Consider the following 23,339-nt stretch of genomic DNA (forward strand, 5'->3'; position numbering starts at 1 on the left):
TGTTCTCCCTACCGCGTGCCTGCGTGGTGCCTGCCGGAAGCAGCATACGGGGGGCGCCAGTCGGCGATGCCGTCGAAGCTCCGCAGGAGGAGCGCGGGACCGGCCTGCGACAGGGTCGCGAGGGCCGTGTTCCGTACGGCCATGACGGCCCGGTTGCCGGTCATGTTGAGGCGGGCGACCCGGACGGCCTGGCGGGCGATCGCGGTCGTCCGGGGGAGGCGGTCGGCGGTGTAGGCGGCGAGGTCCGGGCCGTGGTGGGCGAGGACGACGGCGTCCTCGACGGCCTGGTTGCCGCCCTGGCCGAGGGTCGGGGGCATGGCGTGGGCGGCGTCGCCGAGGAGGACGGTCCGGCCCGAGTGGTAGGCCGGCAGGGGCTGGGCGAGATGGCGGACGTCGTGCCGGAGCACGTCCTCGGGGCGGGCGGCGGCGAGCACGGCGGGGACCGGGTGGTGCCAGTCGCCGAAGCGGCGCAGGAGTTCGGCCCTCTCGTCGTCCGGGGCCCGCTCCCCCGCCCGCGCGGTGGCCGCCGCGTAGGCGTAGACCTGGCCGTCCTTGAGGGGGTGGGTGCCCCAGATGCGGCCGCGGCCCCAGGTCTCGTGCGAGGCGAACTCCGCGCCGGGCACCGGGATCAGCAGCCGCCAGGTGGTGAATCCCGCGTACACGGCTCCGGGACGGTCGGGGAAGAGGGCGGCGCGGACCCGGGAGTTGATGCCGTCGGCGCCGACGACCAGGTCGGCCTCCAGTTCCTCCTCGCCGGCGGTCACGCGGGCGGGCCGGGTCCGGTCGCCGGGGTCGGCCAGGGACGCGGCCGCCCCGGTGCGGACGGCTCCGGGCGGGAGCAGGGCGGCGAGCCGGTCGACGAGGGTGGCCCGGGGCAGCATGACCAGGGGGCCGCCGAAGCGGGCGGCGGCGGCCTCGGCGCTGGACCGGGAGAGCCAGCGCCCGCGGGGGGTGCGCAGTCCCCCGTCGCCCTGCCAGGCGGCCAGGTCGCGGATCTCCTCGCCGATGCCGAGGACGTCCAGGGCGCGCAGGGCGTTCGGGGCGAGGGAGATGGCCGCGCCGACGGGGGCGAGGGCGGGCGCCCGCTCCAGCACGGTCACGGACCAGCCCTGGAGGTGCAGGGCGGCCGCCGCGGCCAGCCCTCCGATTCCGCCACCGATGACGACGGCGCGTGCCGACCGAGTCATGACCCCTCCTTGTGACTACACCTGTAGTACACAGCGACTGTACTACAGCCGTAGTGAGCGGGATAGGGTCGCCCCATGTCCGCAGCCCGTCCCAGCAGCCCCGGCACCTCCCGCGCCGATCTGGTCGCCGACACCTCCCTCGCCCTGCTCGCGGAGCGCGGCATGCGCGGACTGACCCACCGGGCGGTGGACGAGGCGGCCGGGCTGCCCCCGGGCTCGACGTCGAACGTGGCGCGCACCCGGCAGGCCCTGCTGGAACTCGCGGTACGCCGGCACGCGGAACGCGAGGCCCGGGTGCTGGCGCTGGAGGAGATGCCGGACCCCGGCGGCGGACCCGCGGCGCTCGCGGACGGGCTGGCGTCCGCGGTGCACCGCTTGCTGACCCGCCACCGCCACCTGCTGATCGCCCGGTACGAACTGGCCCTGGAGGCCACCCGCCGTCCCGAACTGCGCGCCTTCTACGACCGGACCGGCGCCGTCTTCCGGGAACAGCTGACCGGGATGCTCACCGCGGTGGGATCGGCCGACCCGGACCGGCATGTGCTGTCCCTGGCCGCCTGGGCGGACGGGCTGCTGTTCTCCTGCGCGGCCGGTTCGTTCAGCAGCCGGACACCCGACCTGGAGGAGATCCGCACCGGGCTGCGCGAACTGTTCAGGGGCCTGCTGGGGGCCGGGCTCGACGGCGTCGCCGGGGCCTGAACGTCAGCTCCGGCACCGCGGCACCCTCCGCACGGGGCATGCGATCACCCGTACGGGCGCATCCGGCTCGGCAGACCGGTGCCGGGCCGGGGCCGAGCCAGCAGAGTGGCGCGGGTGTATCGAGCGACGACGACCGCAGCGCTTCTGGTCACCGTGGCCGTCTCGGCCCTCTCCGGCTGTGTGACGGTACGGCACCCGGCGACGGCACCGGCGGCACCGCCGGACACCGCGCCCTCCCGGCCGGCCGCGTCCCGCCCGGCCGGCGGCGCCGAACCCCGGGTGGTCCAGGCACCGGCCCGCGAGGCACTGGAGAGGGCCGGCCCCTCCCGGCACCCGGCGCGTCCCGGGCCCCCCGTCCGGCCCCGCGCCCAGCCCGCACCCGGGTCCGCGCACCGGCCACCGGCCCCGCCCGACCTCGGTCCCCCGCGCCCGGCCCGCACCGGACCACCCCGCCCCACCTCACCGACCCCACGCCTCGCACCGGGCCCGGACGTCTGCGCCCTGGGCACGAGGTACGGCGGCTGGCGGGAGGACGGCCCCGAGGCGAGGATCTGCGCGCGGACGTACGACCGCTGACCCGCGCTCCGTCAACGCCGCGGGGCCGTGCCGGGTGCGGTTCCGGCGCGTGGGCGCGGCCCGGCGGACGGCGCCGCACCCGGCCGGCGTCCCGTCCCGCGCCCGCCGGCGGAGCTATCCGCCCTCCCCCAGCCGCACCGCCAGCCGGCTGATCGCGGACCGCACCCCCGCGCCGTAGCCGTCGTCGGCCAGGGCGCCCGCGGCCGTGCGGGCCCGGCGCAGGTGGCTGCGGGCGGCCTCGGCGCGGCCCAGTTTCACGTAGTCCGCGGCCAGGTTGAGGTGCAGGGAGGGGAAGAAGCCCTGCACGCTCGCCGGGTCGCCGCCCGCACGGCCGTCGGCCACTTCCTCCGCCGCCGACAGCGCCCGCAGGTCCCAGGCGAGTTCGTCCGCCGGGTCGTCCTGGGTGTCGGCCAGGTAGTGGGCCAGGGTGCAGCGGTGCAGCGGGTCACCCTCCTCGCCGATCTCCACCCACAGGTCCAGGAAGCGGCTGCGGGCCTCCTCGCGGTCGCCCCCGTGGTGCAGCATGACGACCTGTCCGATCCGCGTCAGCACGGCGTCCGGCGCCGCCTGCTCCTGTCGCTCCACCACGGGTGCCCTCCGGCCGTCGGCAATGGGTCGGTCCCGACGCTAACCGGCGTGCGGCGGATTCCCGGACAGGCGGCGCCGTGGCCCCCCGGGGCGGGCCTCAGCCCAGGTCCGGGATGCGCCAGTCGATCGGCTCGTGGCCCTGGGCGGCGATCGCCTCGTTGATCTGAGTGAACGGGCGGGAGCCGAAGAACTTCTTCGCGGACAGCGGGGAGGGGTGCGCGCCCTTGACCACCGCGTGCCGGGTCTCGTCGATCAGCGGCAGCTTCTTCTGCGCGTAGTTGCCCCACAGCACGAAGACCGCCGGGTCGGGGCGGGAGACGACCGCGCGGATCACCGCGTCCGTGAACTTCTCCCAGCCCTTGCCCTTGTGCGAGTTGGCCTCGCCGGCCCGGACCGTGAGGACCGCGTTGAGCAGCAGCACGCCCTGCCGGGCCCACGGCATCAGATAGCCGTTGTCCGGGACGGGCAGGCCCAGCTCCTCCTGCATCTCCTTGTAGATGTTCCGCAGGGAGGGCGGGGTGCGGACGCCGGGGCGGACCGAGAAGCACAGGCCGTGGCCCTGTCCCTCGCCGTGGTACGGGTCCTGGCCGAGGATGAGGACCTTCACCTGCTCGTACGGCGTCGCGTCCAGCGCGGCGAAGACCTCCTCGCGCGGCGGGTAGACGGGGCCCTTCGCCCGCTCCTCCTCGACGAACTCGGTCAGCTCCTTGAAGTAGGGCTGCTGCAGTTCGTCGCCCAGAACCCCGCGCCAGGACTCGGGCAGCATGGCGATGTCGGTCACGTCAACGTCCTCACGGTCTATCGACTACGGCGTGCGGTCACTTCCAGGATCCAGAACCTACAGGCGACCACTGACAACCGTTGCCGCGAGGGCGTTTCACCAGCTGGTCTTGCGGTGCAGCGTCCACATCATCATGATCGTCGACGGGTCGAGGGCCTGCTCGCCGCCGGAGATGTCGACGCTGGCCGCCACGAACTGCCGGCCCTGCCACAGCGGGATCAGCCGGGCGTCGTTCACCAGGATCCGCTGGGCCTCCTCCACGTCCTTGACGGTCCGGGCGCGGTCGCTCTCTGAGCGCGCGTGGGGCAGCAGCCGGCCGGTGATCTCCTTGGCCGGGTAGGGCGTGCCGAGGGCGTTGTGCAGGCCGACGAACGGCGCGATGAAGTTGTCCGCGTCGGGGAAGTCCGGGAACCAGCCGCGTCCGAACACCGGGTACTCGCCCTTCTGGTAGCCGGCCACGTAGCTCTTCCAGGGGCGGCTCCTGAGCGTGATGGTGAACAGGCCGGAGCCGTCCAGCTGCCGCTTCAGCTCCCGGAACATCAGGGCGGTCTCGGAACCGTAGCGGTCGGTGGTGTACCAGAGGGTGAGCGGGACGGGCTTGGTGATGCCGGCGTCGGAGAGGATGCTGCGGGCCTTGGGGACGCTCGGCTCGCCGTAGTCGTCGAAGAAGGGCGTGGCGTGGCCGGTCAGGCCCTTGGGGACCATCGAGTACAGCGGGTCGACGGTGTCCTTGTATATCTTGTGCGCGATCGCCCCCCGGTCCACGATCTGGGCGATGGCCTTGCGGACGGCGGGCTGCTTGGCCCAGGGGCCCTTGGGGTTGAACACCAGGTAGCTGATGTCGGTGCCGGTGCCGTCGACCAGTTGCAGGTCCTCGTTGTCGTGCTCCTGCAGGGCGAGGATGTCGTCGGCGGCGAGGCCTCGGTAGGTGACGTCGATCCGCTTGTCCCTCAGGGCCTCGACCATGCCGGCGGAGTCCTTGAAGTAGCGGATGGTCACCGCGTCGTTCTTCCGCTCGGCGAAGCCCTTGTAGGCGTCGTTGCGGACCAGGACCGCCTCGGAGCCCTCCTCGTAGGACTGCAGCTCGTACGGCCCCGAGCCGTGGACCGAGGTGTCCTTGCGCAGGGAGGTCGCGGGGTAGTCGTCCGGGTCGACGATCGACATCGCCGGAGTGGCCAGCACGAACGGGAAGGTGGCGTCGGGCTGGTTGAGGTGGAAGGTGATCTCCCGGTCGCCGGAGGTCTCCACCTTGTCGAGGCTGCCGAGCAGGCCGGCGGGGCCGCCGGGGGCGTCGATGGTACGGATGCGCTCGATCGAGTGCCGGACGGCCTCGGCGGTCAGCGGGTCACCGTCGGCGAACTTCAGCCCGGCCCGCAGCCTGCAGCGGTAGGTGCGGCTGCCGGAGTCGGTGAACGAACAGCTCTCGGCGGCGTCGGGCTGGGGGGTGGTGGCGCCGCTGGGGTAGGCGAGGAGCGTCTGGAAGATGTTCCGGTACAGCTCCCAGGAGCCGTCCCAGGCACCGGCCGGGTCCAGCGTGCTGGGGGCGCTGGTGGTGCCCACGACGATGGGGCCCTGGCTGTCGGGATCGCCGTCGGACAACAGACTGCATCCGGCCACCAGGGACAGGGACGCGATCGCCGCGACTTTCCGCAGGAATCGGTTCCGGTTGAACACGCGCACGCTCCTCGATCTGCCGCACCAAGGGTCGGCAGACCATACCGCAGCGTCCGGGGCCCTGAACCTGCCCGGAAACGGCCCGTCTTGATCGACTGGGCGATGACGACGTTGTCATTCCGCTGAGCGGTTCCGGCGTCCCCTTCCGGGCGTCGATCCGTCCGGAAATCGACGCCCGGAAGAGATGTTCCGCCTCAGCCGACGCCGGCGTTGAGGAAGATGCCGCCGTCCACGACGAGCGTCTGGCCGGTGATCCAGTCGGACTGCTCGGAGGTGAGGAAGGAGGCGGCCCCGCCGATGTCGGAGGGCACACCGAGCCGGCCGAGCGGGTAGGCGGCGGCCGCCTCCTCCTCCCGGCCCTCGTACAGGGCCTGCGCGAACTTCGTCTTGATCACGGCCGGGGCGATCGCGTTGACCCGGACCCGGGGCGCGAACTCGTGGGCCAGCTGCTGGGTCAGGTTGATCATCGCGGCCTTGCTGACGCCGTAGGCGCCGATGAAGGGCGAGGGCGCGAGGCCGGCGACCGAGGCGATGTTGACGATCGCGCCGCCGTTGTCCTTCTGCCAGGCGTGCCAGGTCTTCTGGGCGAAGCCGAGCGCCGAGATCACGTTGGTCTCGAAGACCTTGCGGGCGACGTTCAGGTCGAGGTCCGCGATCGGGCCGAACACGGGGTTGGTGCCCGCGTTGTTGACCAGGTAGTCGACCCGGCCGAAGGCCGCCATGGTGCGCTCGACGACCTCGGTCTGGTGGTCCAGGTCGTGCGCCTTGCCGGCGACGGCGATGACCCGTTCGGCGCCGAGCTGCTCGACGGCCTCCTTCAGGGCGTCCTCGCCGCGGCCGGTGATGCACACGCGGTCGCCGCGCGCGACCAGTGCCTCGGCGACGCCGTAGCCGATGCCCCGGCTGGCGCCGGTGACGATCGCGACCTTGCCGGACAGCTCCGGGAGTTCAGTCATGTCCGTGGTTCTCCTGGATCCCTTAGTCGAGCGGTCCGCCGGCGACGTACAGCACCTGGCCGGAGACGAAGCCGGCCGCCTCGCCGGTGAAGAAGGCGATGGCGTTGGCGATGTCCTCGGGCTCGCCGACGCGCTGGACGGGGATCTGGGTGGCGGCGGCCTTCTTGAAGTCCTCGAAGCCCATGCCGACGCGGTCGGCGGTGGCCTTGGTCATCTCGGTGGCGATGAAGCCGGGGGCGACGGCGTTGGCGGTGATGCCGAACTTGCCCAGCTCGATGGCGAGGGTCTTGGTGAAGCCCTGCAGGCCCGCCTTGGCGGCCGAGTAGTTGGCCTGACCGCGGTTGCCGAGCGCCGACGACGAGGAGAGGTTGACGATCCGGCCCCAGCCGGCGTCCACCATGTGCTTCTGGACGGCCTTGGTCATCAGGAACGAGCCGCGCAGGTGCACGTTCAGGACGGTGTCCCAGTCGGAGACGCTCATCTTGAACAGCAGGTTGTCGCGCAGCACGCCCGCGTTGTTGACCAGGATCGTCGGGGCGCCCAGCTCCTCCACGATCCGGGCGACAGCCGCCTCGACCTGCGCCTCGTCGGACACGTCCGCGCCGACCGCGACGGCCTTGCCGCCGGCCGCGGTGATCTTCTCGACGGTGTCCTTGCAGGCGGCCTCGTCCAGGTCGATCACGGCGACCGCGTGACCCTCGGCGGCCAGTCGTACGGCGGTGGCGGCGCCGATGCCGCGTGCCGCGCCGGTGACGACCGCGACCCGCTGTTCAGTGGTGGGCATTGCTGTTTCTCCTCGCCCTTGAGAGAACGTCTTGAGAGACCTGTCGGGCCCTCCGGGAGGACCCCTGGTGCGGTGAGCGACCGCTTAGTACCTTCAGCACCCGTGACGCTAGAAGCCCTGGCACGCGGTGTCAACGGCACATCCGGCCGGTGTGATCCATTACCTCACCAGGAGGTCCAGCAACCGTTCCGTCTCGGCGGCCGGGTCGGCGGTCAGACCGGTGTGCACCGGACCGGGCTGGACCACGGTGGAGCGGGGGGCCACCAGCCAGCGGTAGCGGCGCCCCGCGTCGTCGCCGGCCGCCTGCCCGGCCTGCTCGCCGCCCGCGCAGTGGCGCTCGACCGCACCGAGCGCGGCGCGCACCCCGGCGACGTCGGCGGCCGGGTCCAGCGCCAGCAGCCGGGCCTCGTCCAGATGGGTGCGGGCGCCGACGTAGCCGCGGGCGCGGCAGTACACGACCACGCCCGCGTTGATGCACTCCCCGCGCTCCACCCGGGGTACGACCCGCAGCAGCGCGTACTCGAACACGTCCCGGTCCCCGCCCTGGCCCGCCCGGGTGATGTGCCGCTCGGTCACATGACCGGCCATGTGGATGTGGCGCTCGCTCACTTGCCCTCCTCCTGTCCGGTGCCGAGACCGGTGATCCGCCCGGCGACGACGGCCGCCCGCGCGAGCAGCGGCCGTGCGTAGGCCCGGCGCAGCTCGTCCGGGGTGCCGAAACCTGGCTCGTCGGCGAGCCAGGCGTCCGGGATCTCGGCGGTGACCTCGTCGAGCAGGTCCTCGGTGACCCGCGGCGCCAGCTCGGCCGCGGCGGTGGCGACGTCCGGGGCGAAGCGGGCGAGGGCGTGGTCGGAGGCGTCGTAGGGGCGGGCCGCCGAGGCGTCGGCGGCGGGCCAGTTGTGGTGCCAGATCATGGTGGCGCCGTGGTCGATGAGCCACAGCTCGCCCCGGTGCACCAGCAGGTTGGGGTTGCGCCAGGAACGGTCGACGTTGTTGACGAGCGCGTCGAACCAGACGATCCGGCCGGCCTCCTCGGGGCTCACCGGGAAGGCGAGCGGGTCGTAGCCGAGGGCGCCGGACAGGAAGTCCATGCCGAGGTTGGTGCCGCCGCTGCCCCGGAGCAGGTCCTGCACCTGCTGTTCGGGCTCGCCGAGCCCGAGGACGGGGTCCAGCCGGAGGGTGACCAGCCGGGGCATGCGGAAGCCCAGGCGCCGGGCGAGTTCGCCGCACACCACCTCGGCGACCAGGGTCTTGCGGCCCTGTCCGGCGCCGGTGAACTTCATGACGTAGGTCCCGAAGTCGTCGGCCTCGACGAGCCCCGGCAGCGAGCCGCCCTCACGCAGGGGCGTGATGTAGCGGGTCGCGGTGACCTCTTTCAGCATTTTTCCGGGCCGTCCATCTCTTCAGCCTTGCACCAGCACGATCGGTCTCGACGGGGCGCTGCAGCGGGACTCGCCCGTCGGCGGCTCCGGGAGGATCCGCGAGCAGCCGTCCAGGCCGTCCGCCCCTTGGTTCCGGCCTCGGACATGAAGTGAGCATAGTAACCGAGGGTGATCACCGGCGGGCGGTATCCCGCCCCGGCGTGCCCGGGGTGCCGCGGCACGCGGAAGCCGCCCCTCCAGGGCGCGCGGGGGTGAGGAACCGCATGCGGAGGGAGGCGGAGCAGCGGCCGCGGCACGAGGGACACGACCCGGTCCCCGGTGGGCGCGGCCACAGCGCGGGGGCCGGCGGTCATCGTCCGGTGGACGGCCGCGCGGGTGCAGCCGCCGGCGCGGGTTCTGCCGCCGGCCACGTCCCGCACGGCCCGTCCCCGCCGGACCGAGCCATTCCGGCGGGGGCGGGCGTCCAGGACGTACGCGAGGTGGCGGCGCCCTCAGGTCCGCTCGCGTGCGGCCGGCGGGGCCCCGGCCCCCGCCCCGGCCGCCCCCTCGGCCCCGGGGAAGGCGCGACCCGGTGATCCGGACGCGTCGGGGCCCGTCACCCGGCTCACTGCGGCAGAGGGCGGACGAGCAGTGCCCGGCACGCCGGACCGGAGGTCTGCGTGCCGTCGTCGGTCAGGTCGAAGGCCGAGTGGTGCAGGGGGCACACCAGGCGGGTCGCCGCGGCGTTCACGTGGGCGTGCCGCAGCAGGCCGCCCCGGTGCGGGCAGCGCGCCTCGACCAGCACGCCGTCCGGACCGTCGGGGCCCTGCCACTCCACGGCCACCGTGTCGGCGTCCAGTTGGCGCACCCGGGGCCGCCCGGCCGCCCGCTCCGAGCCGCTCACCGGCCGGTCTCCGCGCGGGCCCGGCGTACCGCCGCCTCGGTGGCGCGGGCGATGGTCGCACTGGTCAGTTCGACACCGGCCCACACCCGTGCCAGGTCCGCGCCGTGCTCCCGGTCCCAGGCGCGCAGCGCGGCCAGCATCTCGCGGCTGTGGAACGCGTCGATGTGCAGGTGCTCGTCGTAGTACTGGCCGTTGGCGATGCCCAGCCGGGCGCAGGCCTCGGCGTAGCAGCGGAAGCCGTAGAGCACACTGGACTCGAAGTACGCGTAGGCGCCCAGGAAGTAGTCGGGGGTGGGGGCCCGGGAGGCCAGCCAGTGGAAGAGGTTGACGTAGGCGAGCGTCTCCTCGCAGGCCCGGGCGGCGTGGTGGAAGGGGTCGGTGGACAGTCCCAGCTCCACCATCAGCCGCTCGTACAGCCGGGCGTGCTCCTGTGCCTCGTTGCCACACCCGAACTCGTCGATGAGCACCCGCATCACCGCCATGCGGGCCCGGGGCGTCAGCCGCGGCAGCACGCCCAGGTGCGACTGCGACTCGACCAGACCGTCCACGGCGAACTGCCCCGCGACGCAGGCGAACTCGGCCGCCGTCGCCCGCTCGGCCAGGTACCGCTCGCTGGGCGAGGGGTCGTTCTCCTCGCGGCGCAGGCGCTGTTCCAGCGCGTCGAGGAGGTCGTCCAGCGAGCCGAAGGCGGGCGCCGCGTCCGCCAGCGCGTCCGCCTCGGCGCGCGGCCAGGCTGCCTCCAGCGCGAGCAGTTCGGCATACCCGGCGGCGTCGGGCACGGTGCGGTTGTGCCAGTACAGCCGTTGCTGCACGGTGGCCGACCGCGGCAGCGCCGGGGCACCGCCCGTCCTCGTGATCACGGCGCCGCCTCCGCCGCCGCGGCCGTGCGGACGTCCTGGGCCGTGGTGTCCGTGCCGATGACGCCTCGCGCCACCAGGGCGCGCTTGACGTGCAGGTACCAGTCGTCGCGCAGGATGCCGTACGTCTCGCACGCCGTGTCGACCTCTGCCTGGAGCGCCGGAGTCGGGTGGCTCAGCAGTGCCGCGCACAGCGCCGGCTCCAGATTGGCCAGCGGGCCGATGAACCCCGCGACGCCGGGGACCTGGAACAGCAGGTTCTCCCAGCCCTCGAAGACCGGCACTCCCAGGCCGGCCGCCACCAGCTGCCGGGTGAACGCCGGGTCGCCGCTGGACTCCTTCACCCCGATCACACCCGGGAGCCGGCAGACGCGTGCGAGCGTCCCGGACTCGATGCGGTTGCCGGACAGGGCCTCCTCGTTGTACACGAGCACCGGCGACCCCGCGTCGAGCACCCGCTCGTAGTGGGTGACGATGTCCTCCTGCCCGACACCCGCGCCGAAGGGCGTGGTGACCGCCACCGCGTCGGCACCCAGCTCGGCGGCGATCCGGGTCCGGGCCACCACGGCCTCGGTGTCCGGCAGTTGGACACCGGCGATGACCGGCAGGCCGTCGGCACAGTGCACGGTGGCCGCCACCATGTCGCGCCACTGCGTCTCGGTCAGCAGCCAGCCCTCGCCCGAGCTGAGGGTCGGCATCAGGGCGGTCACCTCGGCGCGGACCGAGTCGATCAGCCGTGCCACGTCGTCCGCGGGGACGCGGCCCTGCCGGTCGAGCGGGGTGACCAGCGGGACGACCACGCCGGAGAGGGGGGCGCCCGTGGTGTGCGGGCGGGCGGAGTCCGCGGCGGCGGCCCGGACCGCACCGGCTTCCCGGGTGACGCCGGAGCTCGGCCGCGCCGGGGACCTCCGCGGGGTCTCAGCGTTCGTCATGGTGAGTCCACCTCGTCGTCGGGACGGGAAATGCGGTCCAGCGCGGCCAGGTCGACGCGCAAGGCCAGCGACCTGCGGTACAGCTCCTCCATCCGCGGGGGGAACGCCTCCTCCGGACCGTCCGGGGGCGCGCTCAGCAGCGCTCCGGCGCCGGGGCGTTCCCGCAGGCGCGGCGACACGCTGTGCAGCCGGCCGCCCCGGTGCACGGCCGGAGCCAGCGCCAGTGCGTCGGCGATCGGCAGGCCCTCGAGCGCGTCGGCCTCCAGCGCGGTGCGCACGTCGTCTCGCCGCAGGCCGAAGCGGGCGATCCGCAGTTCGCTGTGGAGGTTGTCCATGAAGGGGTAGTAGGCGTCCTGTTCGTCGCGCGGCCGCCGCCAGATCAGGTCGTCGCACAGCCCCACCTGCTCCAGCGTCATGGCCAGCGGGCGGCGCGCCGCCAGGTGCCGGACGAAGAAGTTCTTGCAGGCGGTCCTGACCCTGTCGTCGGCGCTGTGCATGCCCATGAACATCGAGGCGTCGACGAGCGTCCCGAGGCCCGGGACCGCCCCCGGGAGCGGGGCGCCGGCCTCACCGCTCATGGGAGGCGGCGCCCAGCGTCTCGCGGATGACCCGTACGGCGGCGGCGAACTGCTCCGGCGGGCGCGCCAGCGCGATCCTCACGTAGCGCTCGCCCCGCACCGGGTCGTCCCAGTAGAAGTAGTTCCCCGGCAGCACGTAGACCTCGGCCTGGAGAAGCCGCGCGTGGACGTCGTGCGCGGTGAGTCCGGTGGGCAGGATGCGCAGCCAGGCGACGCTGGTGTCCACCCGCGCGTCCAGCAGTTCCAGGACCGAGCCGGGCAGTTCGCGGCGCAGCGTGGCCCGGTTGGTGTCGATCACCTCGCGCACCGAGGCGAAGGAGTCCGCGACGGAGTCCTCGACGTAGTGGGTGAGGAAGTTCAGCACGAAGGGGGAGACGTTGAGCAGTACGGAGGTGTGCAGGTTGTACACCTCCTCGTAGATGTCCGCGCTCGCCGTCAGCAGGGCGCACTTGGCGTCCTGGACCGGCCATGTCTTCCCGGTGTCCTCGATGGCGAGGTAGCTGACGCCGGACTCCTCCAGCATCCGGTACACGTCAGGGCGCTGGGCCAGGCCGTTGTGCAGGGCGAAGGAGGCGAAGCAGAAGTCGAGTATGAGCAGCTTGCGCTGGTCACGGCAGAACCGCAGGACCTCCTGGAACCCACGGCCGCCGTCGGTGAACAGCGTGAATCCGGTGGGGTTGTTGGGGTCGACCAGGTACAGCGCGTCCGTCCCGACGAGGCGGGTCAGCTCCCCGTACACGGTGTCCGGGTCCGCCAGCGCCTCCTCGGGCAGGGCGGCGGGCGGCGCCCCCAGGTACTTGAGGAGGTCCACCAGGTTGTCGAAGCAGGGTTCCACCAGGGAGACGGTGTGGTCGTGCCGGCGCAGGTACATCGCCGCGACCATGGTGGACACGCTGGCCGCGTACGACAGCAGGGTGCGGCCCAGGCCGGGCGCGGTCGTCTGGCCGTGCAGGCGGAAGAACGCCTCGGTGAACTGCCGCTCGAAATGGGCCTGCTGCCGGTCCTCCGATTCGTACCACAGCGCGGGCAGCCGCGAGACGATCTTGTCCTGGCTGCCGGACTGCCGCTGATGCGTGTGCGCGTCGGCCAGGTTGTACCGAGTGCGCAGTGCCTTGATCTCGTGCTGGGTCAGGTCGATCAAATCCTGGGCTGACATATCCGCTCCTCGCACAGGACGGCATTCGTATGCTGATGACGCTGATGACGCTGATGACGCCTGGAATGGTAGGGAGCGCGAGCGGCCGGGGCCACGCCAGAAATGATGAGGAACCATTGGCGGAGTCAAACGGCGGGCTATCCGAAAGTACGCTGGTGGAATACCGTGTTCCGCCAATAACCTGCCCGCATGACCTCAAGTGAATCGGGCGGGGCCGGACGGCCGGCGGCGGGAACGGGGCCTTCTCGGACCGTGGGGGCGGTTTACGCGGCGCTCGGCACCGCGCTGGCAGGCACCTCCTTCGTGGCCACGAGCCTGCTGACGCACTACCCCTTCCTGAGCGGCCAGACCCTGCGGTTCGCTCTGGGCGCCCTGAGCCTGTCGCTGCTGTCCGTCGTCGGGCGCGCGCCCTGGCCGCGGCCGACCGGAACCGAGTGGGCGCTGCTGGCGCTGCTGGCCGGAACCGGCCTGGTCGGCTTCAACCTGGCCTGCCTGGCCGCACTGAGTTCCGCCGAACCCGCCGTCCTCGGTGTGATCGTCGGTGCCACCCCGCTCCTGGTGGCGATCGCCGGTCCCCTGCTGAGCCGGCGCCGGATATCGGGGCGCCTGATCGCCTCGGCCGCCCTGGTCGTCGCCGGTGCCGCGCTGCTCATCGGCTTCGGGCGCGGCAGCGCGGGCGGCTTCGGGTTCTCCCTGCTGGCCCTCCTGGGCGAGGTCTCCTTCACGCTGCTGGCGGTGCCGCTGCTGCCCCGGCTGGGGGCGATCCCGGTGGCGACGTACGTCTGCGTCCTGGCCACGGTCGAGATGGGTGTCCTGACCGCGGCGGTCGAACTGCCCGGCGGGGACCTGCGCTGGCCGGACGCGCGCGAACTGGGCGCCCTGTGCTACCTAGCGGTGGCGGTGACCGCAGCGGCGTTCATCTTCTACTACCTCGGCCTGCGCACCCTCGGCCCGGAGGCGACGAGCCTGTTCGCCGGGCTCATCCCGGTCGCGGCGGCGTTCACCGCACCGATCGTCGGCAGCGGCACGCTGGGCGCGGCCCAGGTCACCGGCAGCATCCTGGTCGGTACGGGACTCAGCGCGGGCCTGTCCGCGCCGGCCCGGGACGCCGCCCCCGCGTCCGGGACGGCCGCGTCCGAACGGCCGGAAAGCGGTTCGGCAGATCCGAAAGTGCCGGTACCGACGGCGGATGACGACGGGTGAACTTTCGTCATTTCGCCTGGTAGCGGGCCACGGACGGCATTTCTAGCATGAGGGGGCCAGGTCTCCCGCAGGACCGCACCCGGCATCTCGGCGCCACCGCGCCGCATCTCTTTCCCCTCCCGTGAGGATGCGAAATCCATGACCACCACGCATGTCGTCCTGAGCGCCGCAGACCTTCCGGACCACTGGTACAACATCGTTCCCGACCTGCCGGCGAGCCCGCCGCCCGCGCTGCACCCGCAGACGCTGGAGCCGCTGCGTCCCGAGGACCTCTCAGGGCTGCTGCCGCAGGGCGTCATCGAGCAGGAGTTCTCCGAGGAGCGCTGGATCGAGATCCCGGACCGGGTGCGCGAGCTGTACCAGATCTGGCGGCCGTCGCCGCTGCACCGGGCGACGCGACTGGAGCGCGCGCTGGACACCCCGGCCCGCATCTACTTCAAGTACGAGGGCGTCTCACCGGCGGGGTCCCACAAGCCCAACACCGCCATCGCGCAGGCCTTCTACGCGGCCGAGGACGGTGTACGCCGGCTGACCAGCGAGACCGGGGCCGGCCAGTGGGGATCGGCACTGTCCTTCGCGGGCTCGCTGTTCGGGCTGGACGTCACCGTCTACATGGTCCGCTCCTCGTTCCAGCAGAAGCCCTACCGGCGCATCCTGATGGAGACCTGGGGTGCCGAGGTGCACCCGTCGCCCAGCCCGCGCACCGACGCCGGGCGCGCGGTGCTGGAGCAGACGCCCGACTCCCCGGGATCGATCGGCATCGCCATCAGCGAGGCCGTGCAGGACGCGCTCAGCCGCGAGGACACCCGCTTCGCGCTCGGCTCGATCTCCAACAACGTACTGATCCACCAGTCGGTGATCGGGCTGGAGGCCAAGAAGCAGCTCGAGATCGCGGACGACTACCCCGACGTGGTGGTGGGCTGCGTCGGCGGCGGCTCCGGCTACGCGGGCCTGTCCTACCCGTTCCTGTACGACACCCTGACCGGCAAGCGCTCGGGCACCCGCTTCGTCGCGGTCGAGCCGGACGCCTGCCCCAGCCTCACCCGGGGCACCTACGCCTACGACTATCCCGACACCGCCTCGCTCGGCCCGGTGCTGCCCATGTTCACCCTCGGGCACAACTTCATGCCCGCCCCCATCCACGCCGGCGGCCTGCGCCATCACGGCAGTTCCCCGACCATGGGCACGCTGGTGCAGCACGGTCACGTGCAGGCGCGCTCGGTCTCGCAGACCGACATCTTCAGCGCGGCCGTGCTCTTCGCGCGCAACGAGGGCTTCGTGATGGCTCCGGAGTCCGCCCACGGTGTGCGCGGGGCGATCGACGAGGCACTGGCCGCACGGGAGGCGGGCGAAGCGCGGGCGATCCTCGTCCACGTCTCCGGGCACGGCAACTTCGACATGGCGGCCTACGACTCCTACCTGGCCCACACCTTGACCGACCACGAGCCGGACCAGGCGGACATCGAGCGGGCCCTCGGTGAACTGCCCTCGGCGAAGATCCCGGCCTGAGGCAGGGCACCGGGCCGCGCACCCGTCCTCAGGTGCGCGGCCCGGTGCCCGGGCGCGGACGCGGTCAGTCGACCAGCCCGGCCTCGACGGCGTACAGCGCCGCTTCGACGCGGTTGCGCGACCCCAGCTTCGCCAGCAGGTTCTGCACGTGGGACTTCACGGTGCTCTCGCTGAGCGTGAGGTGCGCGGAGATCTCGGCGTTGGTCCGGCCCCGTCCGAGCAGGCGCAGCACGTCGTGCTCGCGGGGTGTCAGCGGGTAGGGCGTGGCGGCGGAGGCCGGCCTCGGCACCGCGGACGGGGAGAGGGCAGCCGACGTGAGCCGGCGCTCGGCCGGCCCGGCCGCGGCCACCGGTGCCGGGAAGAGGGAGTAGCCGGCGACGAGCATGTGCAGCGCGGCCACCAGGTCGTCGACCTGCGCGCTGCGCAGCAGCGTTCCGTCGGCGTCCTTCCCGATGAGGCCGATCGTCGCGGAGTCGCACAGGGAGTCGCTGACCAGTGCCAGCACCTTGCCCTGCCAGTCCTTGGCCTGCCGCAGCGTCGCCGAGGAGCCGTTGGGGCTCTCGACGGTGTGGACGACGACGTGCGGCTTGGTCTCGGCCATGAGCGTCACCGCCTCGTGGTGGTCGCACGCCTCGGCCACGACGTCGATGCCGGACTTGCAGCGCAGCACCGCCCCCAGGCCGCTGCGTGTGATGGGCGAAGCGTCCAGAATGAGGACGCGAATAACAGTGATCTCCGGAGATCGTTGCGACTTTAAGTTCTCCACGTGCCGATTCCCCCGTCTTTTCGCAGAAGTGGATCTTCACCTGTACGAACGCGGTCGAAAGCGCATTGGTGCCGGAACCCCGAGGTCGAAGGATAGACGACAAGCCGCCGAATCCCACCGGGGAGTCGGTAAACGGTCCCGCAAACTCCGGGTGCGGCCGGTTTGCCCGTAACCGACGCGCGAGAATTCACGGGGCCTTCGACCGCGAGACCGCGGACCGCGCGCCCGGATCCGCTCCCGGATCCGTGGCCGGCCGCCCGGCGCACCTCCCCGTACCGACGTTCCGGACGCCCCGTGAAGTTGGCCTGAATGCCGGATACCGCACCACTTTGTCCGGAACACCGCCGAAAGCTGGCGGAATCCAGTCGCGCCGACCGGTCGCGGCAGCGCCGTGCCGGGCGGGTCGTCGAACCTTTCCCGCCGGTCGTCCCCGGCCGTGCCCGGTGGCGGTCGCCCCCGGGCGCGGCCGGGAATCGTCACGAGCCCTCCGGGCGGGAAGGATCTGGTCGCCCGTCTGAACGGCCGCTGTCCCCGGGCCGTACCCCCTGACGGACCACGACACGTTCCGCGGAAGGGGACCTCACATGACCAGCCCATCCCTCCACCCCGCGGCGGGACCGGCCCGCCGTACCGTCATGGCGGCGGCCGGAGCGGCGGGGCTCGCCGCCGCGCTGACCGCCTGCGGTTCGGACGACGACTCGTCCGCCGGCGCCGACACCGGGGCCGGTTCCGCCGGGTCCGCGCAGGACGGCAGCGGCACCGCGGCCGGCGGCGGCACCGCCCTCGCGAAGACCGCGGACATCCCCGAGGGCGGCGGCAAGATCTTCAAGGACCACGGTGTCGTGGTCACGCAGCCGACGGCGGGCACCTACAAGGCGTTCTCGTCCAAGTGCACCCACCAGGGCTGTGCGGTGGGCAGCGTGGCGAACGGCGTGATCGTCTGCCCCTGCCACCACAGCGAGTTCTCCGTGACGGACGGCAGCGTGAAGAAGGGACCGGCGACGAAGGCGCTGGCGGCGGCGGAGATCACCGTCTCCGGCGACGAGATCACGTTGGCCTGATGCGCCCCCGGCGCCGTGCGTGCGCCCGGCCGAGGCAGCCGATCACCTCGTCGGTGGTCGCGATCGTGGACACCAGCGCGAGGGTGTTGCGGAGCACCGCCCGGGTGTACTCGGCGGGCACCCCCGCGACGGCGTCGGACGGGACCACCGCGGTGTAGCCCAGGTTGACGGCGTCGAACACCGCGTTGGGGACGGCCACGTTGGCCGAGACCCCGGTGACGACCAGCGTGCGGCAGCCGAGGTTGCGCAGCAGGGCGTCGACGCCGGTGCCGTGGACCGGGGACAGCCCGTGCAGCCGCCGTACGACGATGTCCTCCTCGGCGACCTCGATCGGGGGCGCCACCCGGACCGCCGTACTGCCGCTGAGCTGCTGCACGGGGAGCCGTTCGGCGGCCCGGAACAGGCGGGCGTTGCGGCCGGCGCCCCGGCCGTCGGGACGGCGCTCGGCGATCGCGTGGATCACCTGCACCCCGGTCTCGTGGGCGGTGGCGACCAGCCGGGCCACATTGAGCAGGGCCCCGGACGAACGCGCCGCGCGGGCGAGTTCGGGCAGGGCGCTGTCCGGGCCGACGACCCCCTGCTGGCACTCCACCGTGAGCAGGACGGTGCTCCCGGGATCGAGGAGGTCGTCGAGTCGCTCGTACGACGGCATGGCACGCGCCCCCTTGAAGACGACGGCTTCTCTTTTCTGACGTGATGTCAGAGGATCACCATAGTTTTCTGACACGACGTGGGAGAAGAGGGGGCCGCATGACCGTCACTCAGCAGCGCCGGGGCCGGAAGATCATGATGACGCCCGGCGAGCTGGACGCGTTCCTCACCGATCAGCGCACCTGCCGGGTCGCGACCGTCTCGGCCGACGGAACACCGCACGTGAGCGCGCTGTGGTTCGCCTGGGACGGCACCTCGCTGTGGCTGTACTCGGTGGTGCGCAGCCGCCGGTGGACCCAGCTGAGCCGGGATCCGCGGGTGGCCGTGGTGGTCGACTCCGGTGAGGAGTACGACCAGTTGCGCGGGGTCGAGCTGTCGGGCCGGGTGGAGTTCGTGGGCGAGGTGCCGCGCACGGGCGAGCTGTGCGCCGAACTGGACACGGCGGAGACGCTGTTCGCCCGTAAGAACTTCGGGCTGGACGAGATGCCGCACGACGGCCGGCACGCGTGGGCCCGGCTGACCCCGGAGAAGATCGTCTCCTGGGACTTCCGGAAGCTGGGCGGGGCGTGAGAGCGGTCAGCCGAGCTTCCGCGCGGCCGTGCGCAGGGCGTCCACGGCCGCGCGGATCGAGGGCCGCCGGTCGGCGTCCGCCCGCCAGACCACGTACACGTGCCGGCGCACGTGCTGCCTGAGCGGTACCAGGACCACGCCGTCCGGCACCGGGTGCCGGCCCAGCAGCGGCGCGATGCACACCCCGAGTCCGGCGGCCACGAGCCCCAGTTGGGTGTGGGTCTCGCCCGCGCGGTGGCCGACGATCGGCTCGACGCCCTTGGACCTGAGGGTGAACATCAGCCACTCGTGACAGAACTCCCCCTCGCCCCAGGTGATCCACTCGTCCTCGGCGAACTCGGTGAGGTCCACCTCGTCCCGGTCCGCGAGCCGGTGCCCGACGGGCATGGCGACCTCGGCCGGATCGTCCAGCAGGGGCGCCTTGACCAGGCCGTCGGGGACGGGCATCGGCTTGTTGTACCAGTCCAGCACCACGGCCAGGTCGAGATCGCCGCGGACCACCCCGGCGATGCCGTTCTCCGGCTCCAGCTCGCTGGAGCGCACGCGCAGACCCGGGTGCGCGCCGCGCAGCGCGCCGAGCGCGGCGGGGAAGAGGCCGCGGGCGGCCGTGGGGAAGGCCGACAGCCGCAGCTCGCCGACGACCTGGCCGCGGTGTGCCTCCAGGTCCGACTCGGCCAGCTCGACCTGCGACAGGATGCGGGCCGCGTGCTCCGACAGCAGCCGGCCGGCGTCGGTGAGCCGGACACCCCGGCCGTTCTTGGCGAGGAGCTGCTGGCCGATCTCCCGCTCCAGCTTGCCCAGCTGCTGCGAGACCGCGGAGGTGGTGACGTGCAGCGCCTCGGCGGCGGCACTGACCGAGCCGTGCCGGGCCAGGGCGTCGAGGGTGCGCAGGCGCTCCAGATTCAACATGTAAGTGATTCTAAGAGGTACCAGGTGAGAATTCTCGATTGTGCTACGACATCACCTCCCGCATCCTGGAGCCCATGAGCACGGTCACCCCCGCGTCCCGCACCCGGTCCTCCTCCCCCGCCGCCACCGGCCCCCGCCCCCGCCTCGACTGGCGGCTCCGCTTCGGCGCCCTGTCCCTGATCTGGGGCTTCAGCTTCCTGTTGATCAAGGTGGGGACCGAGGGGTACGCGCCCTTCCAGGTCACCCTGGGCCGGCTGCTGTTCGGTACGGCGGTGCTGGGCGCGGCGATGGCGGTGAAGCGGGAGCGGCTGCCGCGCGGGGCCCGGCTGTGGGGGCACATGGCGGTCGCCGCGCTCCTGCTGAACGCCCTGCCGTTCTCCCTCTTCGCCTACTCCGAGCTGACGATCCCGTCCACCCTGGCCGGCATCTGCAACGCGACCTCCCCGCTGTGGGGCATGGCCCTCTCCCTGGTCGCCCTGTCCGAGGACCGCCCCACCCGGGTGCGCGTCGCCGGCCTCGGGCTGGGCTTCCTGGGCGTCCTCACCGTGCTCGGCGCCTGGCAGGGCTTCCACGGCCTGGACGCCACGGGCACCGCGATGGCGCTGCTGGCCTCGCTGAGCTACCCGGTGGGGTGGATCTACGTCCGGCGCACCCTGGCCGGCACCGGCAACTCCCACCTGTCGATGACCGGGGGCCAGCTGCTGCTGGCCACCGTGCAACTGGCCGTGGTGACCCCGCTGTTCACCAGCGCGCCCGACCACTTCTCCCTGGTCCCGCTGCTGGCCGTGGCGGCGCTGGGGGCGCTGGGGACCGGGCTGGCGGTGCTGCTCCAGTACGGGCTGGTCGCGGAGGTCGGGCCCACCACCGCCCAGATGGTCACGTACTTCATTCCCGTCATCGCCACGGCCGCGGGGGTGGCGATCCTCGGGGAGTCGCTGCGGTGGACCACGCCGGTGGGAGCGGTGATCGTGCTCGCGGGAGCGGCGCTCACCCAGGTGCGCGGCAGGAGCGCGTGACGCGGAAGCCGTGACCGGCTCCTCCGCCTCCGCTCTCGGCGAGAGCCTCGCCGCGTTCCGGGGCGAGGTCCTCGGACACGTGGAGATCGGCCGGGGGGGACGGGGTCCTCGGAATCGGGCCGGCCGACGCCGGCTTCGGCGGCCCGCAGCCCGTCCTCGTGTCCATCCCCGGCAGCGAGCCTCGGACGGGCAAGCTCCGGCTGCACATCGAGGCCGACGCCACCGACCGCGACCAGGACGCCGAGCCGGAGCGGCGGCTCGCCCTCGGCGCCGGGCGCGCCGGCATCGGCCGGACCGGCACCGGGGACCGGCACGTCCTGGCCGGCCCAGAGGGCGACGAGTTCCGCCTCCTGCGCACGAGGCTCCCGCCCCTCCGGCCGTACGTACCGGCCGTGCCCACTAGCCGTACGCGCGGGCCGGAGACGGCCGTACGGCCGCCGCCACCGCGTCGGCGAGCGGGGCGATGTCCTCCGCGGTGAGCGGTGAGACCGTGACGCGGACGCCCTGGGGGGAGGCCAGGCGGAAGCGGGCCCCCGGGGCCACCGCCCAGCCCGCCTGGACGAGTCGGGCCACCGCGGCCGTCTCGTCGGGGACCGGCACCCAGACGTTCATGCCGCTGCGGCCGTGGGCGACGACGCCCCGCTCCGCCAGCGCGTCGACCAGACCGGCCCTGCGGGCCCGGTACGACTCCGCCACCGCCGCCCGGTCCACCGCGCCGCGCGTCCACAGGTGGGCCACGGTCCGCTGCAGCAGCAGGCTCACCCAGCCGGGGCCGAGGCGCTGGCGTCCCCGGACCCGGTCGACGGTGACGGGGTCCCCGGTGAGGACGGCGAGCCGCAGGTCGGGACCGTAGGCCTTGGCGGCGGAGCGGGCGAAGGCCCAGTACCGAGTGGTGCCCGCGAGGGGATGCAGGGGCAGGTCGACGATGCCGTGGCCGTGGTCGTCCTCGACGAGCAGGGTCTCCGGGCGGTCGCACAGCACGGCGCGCAGGGCACGCGCGCGCGTGGCGGTCACCGAGGCGCCGGTCGGGTTCTGGGCCCGGTCGGTGACGATCACGGCACGGGCCCCGGACTCCAGGGCGCGGCGCAGATCGTCCGGGCGGGGTCCGTCGTCGTCCACGCCGACCGGGGCCGTGTGCAGGCCGAGGGCGGGGACGAGGTCGAGGAGGCTTCCCCAGCCGGGGTCCTCGACGGCGACCGTGTCGCCGGGGCGGAGGTGCGCGGCGAGGAGGCGTTCGACGGCGTCCAGGGAGCCGGACGTCACGGCCAGGGGGCCGGCGGGGATGCCGTCGGCGTCCAGTTCGGCGCGGGCGACGCGGGCGAGACCGGCGTCCACGGGGTCGTCGCCGTAGAGGACGGCCCGGCCGTCGCCCGACTCGGCCGCCGCCGCGAGGGCCGGGGCCAGGCGGGGCAGCAGGGCCGGGTCCGGGTTGCCGGTGGAGAGGTCGCGCCCGCCGGGCGGCACCTCCACCCGCAGTTGCTCCCGGCCGGTGGTGGCCGGCCGGGGGCGGACACGGCTCCCCCGGCGCCCGGCCGTCTCGATCACCCCGCGTTCGCGCAGTGTGCGGTACGCGGCCGCGACCGTGTTCGGGTTCACCCCCAGCCGCTCCGCCAACTCCCGCATGGGCGGCAGCACCTGGCCGGGCCGCAACTCCCCCGCACCGACCGCCCGCTCGACACTGGCGGCGATCTCGGCTGCGCCCCGCCCGCTGATCCGATATTCTCCTAGCACAAAAGATATTATGCACTAGTACAAAGCGGGTCGCACGCCCGCCGTCATCGAGGGGACCACCATGCAGGGCACGACCGAGGACACCCGGGCCACCGCCTACCAGCCGACCGACCGCACCGTGCCCACGCGCTCCGCCGACCGGGCGTCGTACGACAAGGAGCTGGTGCACGCCATATTGGACGAGGGGTACGTCTGTCACCTGGGCTTCGTCCGGGACGGCGCCCCGGTGGTGCTGCCGACGCTGTACGGCCGGGTCGGCGAGCGGCTGTACGTCCACGGGTCCACCGGTTCGCGCCCGCTGCGGATGACCGGCCAGGCCGACCCCGGTCTGCCGGTGTGCCTGACGGTCACCCACGTCGACGGTCTGGTGCTGGCCCGCTCCGCCTTCCACCACTCGATCAACTACCGCTCGGTCGTGGTGCACGGCGTCGCGCACCAGGTCACCGACCCCGAGGAGCGGCGCCTGGCCCTGGACGCGCTGGTCGACCACGTCGTCCCTGGCCGGGCCGCCGACTCCCGGCCGGCGAACAGGAAGGAGCTGGCCGCCACCGCCGTCATCCGCCTGGACCTGGAGGAGGTCTCGGCCAAGGTCCGCACCGGCGGCGCCAACGACGAGCCGGACGACCTCTCGCTGCCGCACTGGGCCGGGGTCGTCCCGCTCCGCAAGGGGTACGACACCCCGGTCCCCAACGCCGATCTGACGCCCGGCATCGAGCTGCCGGACTACCTGGCGGCGCGGTGACAGCACGCGTCACCCCTCACACGGGAACCGTCTCCCGCCGGCCGGCGGGGGGGGGGGGGGGGGGGGGGGGGGGGGGGGGGGGGGGGGGGGGGGGGGGAGGGGGAGGGGGAGGGGGGGGGGGGGGGGGGAGGGGGGTGGGGGGGGGAGG

Annotated in this window: 25 protein-coding genes and 1 pseudogene; 9 read left to right on the top strand and 17 right to left on the bottom strand. The window is 73.2% G+C overall.

Annotation, left to right across the window (positions count from 1 at the left end; translation table 11 throughout):
• Positions 1 to 8: 8 nt before the first annotated feature.
• Entirely contained in the window at positions 9 to 1,187 is a 1,179-nt protein-coding gene (locus tag ACZ4VF_RS16295) for an FAD-dependent monooxygenase (protein WP_467926497.1), read from the bottom strand.
• A 75-nt stretch (positions 1,188 to 1,262) separates the two neighbouring features.
• Here ACZ4VF_RS16295 and ACZ4VF_RS16300 point away from each other — a divergent pair, with 75 nt between their 5' ends.
• Positions 1,263 to 1,886, top strand: a complete 624-nt coding sequence (locus ACZ4VF_RS16300; RefSeq protein WP_467926498.1) for a TetR/AcrR family transcriptional regulator — start codon at positions 1,263 to 1,265, stop codon at positions 1,884 to 1,886.
• Between the two features lie 114 nt (positions 1,887 to 2,000).
• Entirely contained in the window at positions 2,001 to 2,462 is a 462-nt protein-coding gene (locus ACZ4VF_RS16305) for a hypothetical protein (RefSeq protein ID WP_467926499.1), read from the top strand.
• A gap of 114 nt (positions 2,463 to 2,576) precedes the next feature.
• Here the strand turns inward: ACZ4VF_RS16305 and ACZ4VF_RS16310 are convergent, their stop codons facing one another.
• The 12 genes from ACZ4VF_RS16310 to ACZ4VF_RS16365 all read right to left on the bottom strand — a co-directional run bounded on the left by ACZ4VF_RS16310 (position 2,577) and on the right by ACZ4VF_RS16365 (position 13,033).
• On the bottom strand, positions 2,577 to 3,050 hold the full coding sequence (locus tag ACZ4VF_RS16310; protein WP_467926501.1) for a hypothetical protein: 474 nt from the start codon (positions 3,048 to 3,050) through the stop codon (positions 2,577 to 2,579).
• A gap of 97 nt (positions 3,051 to 3,147) precedes the next feature.
• Positions 3,148 to 3,831, bottom strand: coding sequence for a uracil-DNA glycosylase (gene ung, locus ACZ4VF_RS16315; protein WP_467926502.1), 684 nt, complete (start codon positions 3,829 to 3,831; stop codon positions 3,148 to 3,150).
• 96 nt (positions 3,832 to 3,927) lie between these two features.
• Complete coding sequence (locus tag ACZ4VF_RS16320; RefSeq protein WP_467926503.1) at positions 3,928 to 5,505, bottom strand: ABC transporter substrate-binding protein; 1,578 nt, start codon at positions 5,503 to 5,505, stop codon at positions 3,928 to 3,930.
• Positions 5,506 to 5,699: 194 nt separating this feature from the next.
• Complete coding sequence (locus tag ACZ4VF_RS16325; RefSeq protein ID WP_467926504.1) at positions 5,700 to 6,461, bottom strand: SDR family oxidoreductase; 762 nt, start codon at positions 6,459 to 6,461, stop codon at positions 5,700 to 5,702.
• A 22-nt stretch (positions 6,462 to 6,483) separates the two neighbouring features.
• A complete protein-coding gene (fabG, locus tag ACZ4VF_RS16330; protein WP_467926506.1) occupies positions 6,484 to 7,245 on the bottom strand; it encodes a 3-oxoacyl-ACP reductase FabG in 762 nt (253 codons plus the stop codon).
• A 159-nt stretch (positions 7,246 to 7,404) separates the two neighbouring features.
• Entirely contained in the window at positions 7,405 to 7,854 is a 450-nt protein-coding gene (locus ACZ4VF_RS16335) for a DUF3037 domain-containing protein (protein WP_392825528.1), read from the bottom strand.
• Complete coding sequence (locus ACZ4VF_RS16340; RefSeq protein ID WP_467926507.1) at positions 7,851 to 8,627, bottom strand: HipA family kinase; 777 nt, start codon at positions 8,625 to 8,627, stop codon at positions 7,851 to 7,853. Before ACZ4VF_RS16340 ends, ACZ4VF_RS16335 begins: the two co-directional genes overlap by 4 nt.
• Before the next feature lie 604 nt (positions 8,628 to 9,231).
• Positions 9,232 to 9,510 (bottom strand): Rieske 2Fe-2S domain-containing protein, encoded by a 279-nt coding sequence (locus ACZ4VF_RS16345; RefSeq protein WP_467926508.1) that lies wholly within the window; start codon positions 9,508 to 9,510, stop codon positions 9,232 to 9,234.
• Positions 9,507 to 10,370 carry an iron-containing redox enzyme family protein gene (locus ACZ4VF_RS16350; RefSeq protein ID WP_467926510.1) on the bottom strand — a complete coding sequence of 288 codons (864 nt, stop codon included), beginning with the start codon at positions 10,368 to 10,370 and terminating at the stop codon, positions 9,507 to 9,509. The genes ACZ4VF_RS16345 and ACZ4VF_RS16350 overlap by 4 nt, the downstream gene beginning before the upstream one ends.
• Positions 10,367 to 11,299 (bottom strand): dihydrodipicolinate synthase family protein, encoded by a 933-nt coding sequence (locus tag ACZ4VF_RS16355; protein ID WP_467926511.1) that lies wholly within the window; start codon positions 11,297 to 11,299, stop codon positions 10,367 to 10,369. The genes ACZ4VF_RS16350 and ACZ4VF_RS16355 overlap by 4 nt, the downstream gene beginning before the upstream one ends.
• A complete protein-coding gene (locus ACZ4VF_RS16360; protein ID WP_467926512.1) occupies positions 11,296 to 11,877 on the bottom strand; it encodes a DUF6190 family protein in 582 nt (193 codons plus the stop codon). The genes ACZ4VF_RS16355 and ACZ4VF_RS16360 overlap by 4 nt, the downstream gene beginning before the upstream one ends.
• Entirely contained in the window at positions 11,867 to 13,033 is a 1,167-nt protein-coding gene (locus ACZ4VF_RS16365; RefSeq protein WP_467926514.1) for an aminotransferase class I/II-fold pyridoxal phosphate-dependent enzyme, read from the bottom strand. Before ACZ4VF_RS16365 ends, ACZ4VF_RS16360 begins: the two co-directional genes overlap by 11 nt.
• Positions 13,034 to 13,285: 252 nt before the next feature.
• On the opposite strand from ACZ4VF_RS16365, the gene ACZ4VF_RS16370 reads away from it, so the two are divergent.
• Positions 13,286 to 14,236, top strand: a complete 951-nt coding sequence (locus ACZ4VF_RS16370) for a DMT family transporter (RefSeq protein WP_467926515.1) — start codon at positions 13,286 to 13,288, stop codon at positions 14,234 to 14,236.
• Positions 14,237 to 14,374: 138 nt separating this feature from the next.
• The gene (locus tag ACZ4VF_RS16375) at positions 14,375 to 15,745 is read left to right on the top strand and encodes a TrpB-like pyridoxal phosphate-dependent enzyme (protein WP_467926516.1); all 1,371 of its coding nucleotides are present in this window, start codon (positions 14,375 to 14,377) and stop codon (positions 15,743 to 15,745) included.
• Between the two features lie 64 nt (positions 15,746 to 15,809).
• On the opposite strand, the gene ACZ4VF_RS16380 is transcribed toward ACZ4VF_RS16375, so the two are convergent.
• Positions 15,810 to 16,415 carry a response regulator transcription factor gene (locus ACZ4VF_RS16380; RefSeq protein WP_467926518.1) on the bottom strand — a complete coding sequence of 202 codons (606 nt, stop codon included), beginning with the start codon at positions 16,413 to 16,415 and terminating at the stop codon, positions 15,810 to 15,812.
• A gap of 680 nt (positions 16,416 to 17,095) precedes the next feature.
• Between ACZ4VF_RS16380 and ACZ4VF_RS16385 the strand changes: the two genes are divergently transcribed.
• Entirely contained in the window at positions 17,096 to 17,572 is a 477-nt protein-coding gene (locus ACZ4VF_RS16385; protein ID WP_467926519.1) for a Rieske (2Fe-2S) protein, read from the top strand.
• Here the strand turns inward: ACZ4VF_RS16385 and ACZ4VF_RS16390 are convergent.
• Positions 17,559 to 18,224: a cysteine hydrolase family protein gene (locus ACZ4VF_RS16390; RefSeq protein WP_467926520.1), complete on the bottom strand. Its 666-nt coding sequence runs from the start codon at positions 18,222 to 18,224 to the stop codon at positions 17,559 to 17,561. The two genes, ACZ4VF_RS16385 and ACZ4VF_RS16390, sit on opposite strands and share 14 nt — an antisense overlap.
• 98 nt (positions 18,225 to 18,322) lie before the next feature.
• Here ACZ4VF_RS16390 and ACZ4VF_RS16395 point away from each other — a divergent pair, with 98 nt between their 5' ends.
• Complete coding sequence (locus ACZ4VF_RS16395; protein WP_467926522.1) at positions 18,323 to 18,793, top strand: pyridoxamine 5'-phosphate oxidase family protein; 471 nt, start codon at positions 18,323 to 18,325, stop codon at positions 18,791 to 18,793.
• Between the two features lie 6 nt (positions 18,794 to 18,799).
• Here ACZ4VF_RS16395 and ACZ4VF_RS16400 read toward each other — a convergent pair whose 3' ends face one another.
• Positions 18,800 to 19,702: a LysR family transcriptional regulator gene (locus ACZ4VF_RS16400; protein WP_467926523.1), complete on the bottom strand. Its 903-nt coding sequence runs from the start codon at positions 19,700 to 19,702 to the stop codon at positions 18,800 to 18,802.
• A 74-nt stretch (positions 19,703 to 19,776) separates the two neighbouring features.
• On the opposite strand from ACZ4VF_RS16400, the gene ACZ4VF_RS16405 reads away from it, so the two are divergent.
• Both ACZ4VF_RS16405 and ACZ4VF_RS16410 read left to right on the top strand, forming a co-directional pair.
• Complete coding sequence (locus ACZ4VF_RS16405) at positions 19,777 to 20,718, top strand: DMT family transporter (protein ID WP_467926524.1); 942 nt, start codon at positions 19,777 to 19,779, stop codon at positions 20,716 to 20,718.
• A gap of 10 nt (positions 20,719 to 20,728) precedes the next feature.
• A pseudogene (locus ACZ4VF_RS16410) lies at positions 20,729 to 21,092 on the top strand (VOC family protein); the annotation flags it as partial.
• Between the two features lie 25 nt (positions 21,093 to 21,117).
• On the opposite strand, the gene ACZ4VF_RS16415 reads toward ACZ4VF_RS16410, so the two are convergent.
• On the bottom strand, positions 21,118 to 22,449 hold the full coding sequence (locus tag ACZ4VF_RS16415) for an aminotransferase class I/II-fold pyridoxal phosphate-dependent enzyme (protein WP_467926526.1): 1,332 nt from the start codon (positions 22,447 to 22,449) through the stop codon (positions 21,118 to 21,120).
• Between the two features lie 61 nt (positions 22,450 to 22,510).
• Between ACZ4VF_RS16415 and ACZ4VF_RS16420 the strand changes: the two genes are divergently transcribed.
• Complete coding sequence (locus tag ACZ4VF_RS16420; protein ID WP_467926527.1) at positions 22,511 to 23,191, top strand: pyridoxamine 5'-phosphate oxidase family protein; 681 nt, start codon at positions 22,511 to 22,513, stop codon at positions 23,189 to 23,191.
• Positions 23,192 to 23,339: the final 148 nt, after the last annotated feature.

The sequence above is a fragment of the Streptomyces sp. NPDC029151 genome, from assembly GCF_055564315.1.

Coding starts and splice junctions, on each gene's coding strand:
- ACZ4VF_RS16365 (WP_467926514.1), bottom strand. CDS start 13,033: ATGTCAGCCCAGGATTTGATCGACCTGACCCAGCACGAGATCAAGGCA.
- ACZ4VF_RS16375 (WP_467926516.1), top strand. CDS start 14,375: ATGACCACCACGCATGTCGTCCTGAGCGCCGCAGACCTTCCGGACCAC.
- ACZ4VF_RS16405 (WP_467926524.1), top strand. CDS start 19,777: ATGAGCACGGTCACCCCCGCGTCCCGCACCCGGTCCTCCTCCCCCGCC.
- ACZ4VF_RS16340 (WP_467926507.1), bottom strand. CDS start 8,627: ATGCTGAAAGAGGTCACCGCGACCCGCTACATCACGCCCCTGCGTGAG.
- fabG (WP_467926506.1), bottom strand. CDS start 7,245: ATGCCCACCACTGAACAGCGGGTCGCGGTCGTCACCGGCGCGGCACGC.
- ACZ4VF_RS16300 (WP_467926498.1), top strand. CDS start 1,263: ATGTCCGCAGCCCGTCCCAGCAGCCCCGGCACCTCCCGCGCCGATCTG.
- ACZ4VF_RS16385 (WP_467926519.1), top strand. CDS start 17,096: ATGACCAGCCCATCCCTCCACCCCGCGGCGGGACCGGCCCGCCGTACC.
- ACZ4VF_RS16400 (WP_467926523.1), bottom strand. CDS start 19,702: ATGTTGAATCTGGAGCGCCTGCGCACCCTCGACGCCCTGGCCCGGCAC.
- ACZ4VF_RS16295 (WP_467926497.1), bottom strand. CDS start 1,187: ATGACTCGGTCGGCACGCGCCGTCGTCATCGGTGGCGGAATCGGAGGG.
- ACZ4VF_RS16325 (WP_467926504.1), bottom strand. CDS start 6,461: ATGACTGAACTCCCGGAGCTGTCCGGCAAGGTCGCGATCGTCACCGGC.
- ACZ4VF_RS16395 (WP_467926522.1), top strand. CDS start 18,323: ATGACCGTCACTCAGCAGCGCCGGGGCCGGAAGATCATGATGACGCCC.
- ACZ4VF_RS16390 (WP_467926520.1), bottom strand. CDS start 18,224: ATGCCGTCGTACGAGCGACTCGACGACCTCCTCGATCCCGGGAGCACC.
- ACZ4VF_RS16360 (WP_467926512.1), bottom strand. CDS start 11,877: ATGAGCGGTGAGGCCGGCGCCCCGCTCCCGGGGGCGGTCCCGGGCCTC.
- ACZ4VF_RS16355 (WP_467926511.1), bottom strand. CDS start 11,299: ATGACGAACGCTGAGACCCCGCGGAGGTCCCCGGCGCGGCCGAGCTCC.
- ACZ4VF_RS16420 (WP_467926527.1), top strand. CDS start 22,511: ATGCAGGGCACGACCGAGGACACCCGGGCCACCGCCTACCAGCCGACC.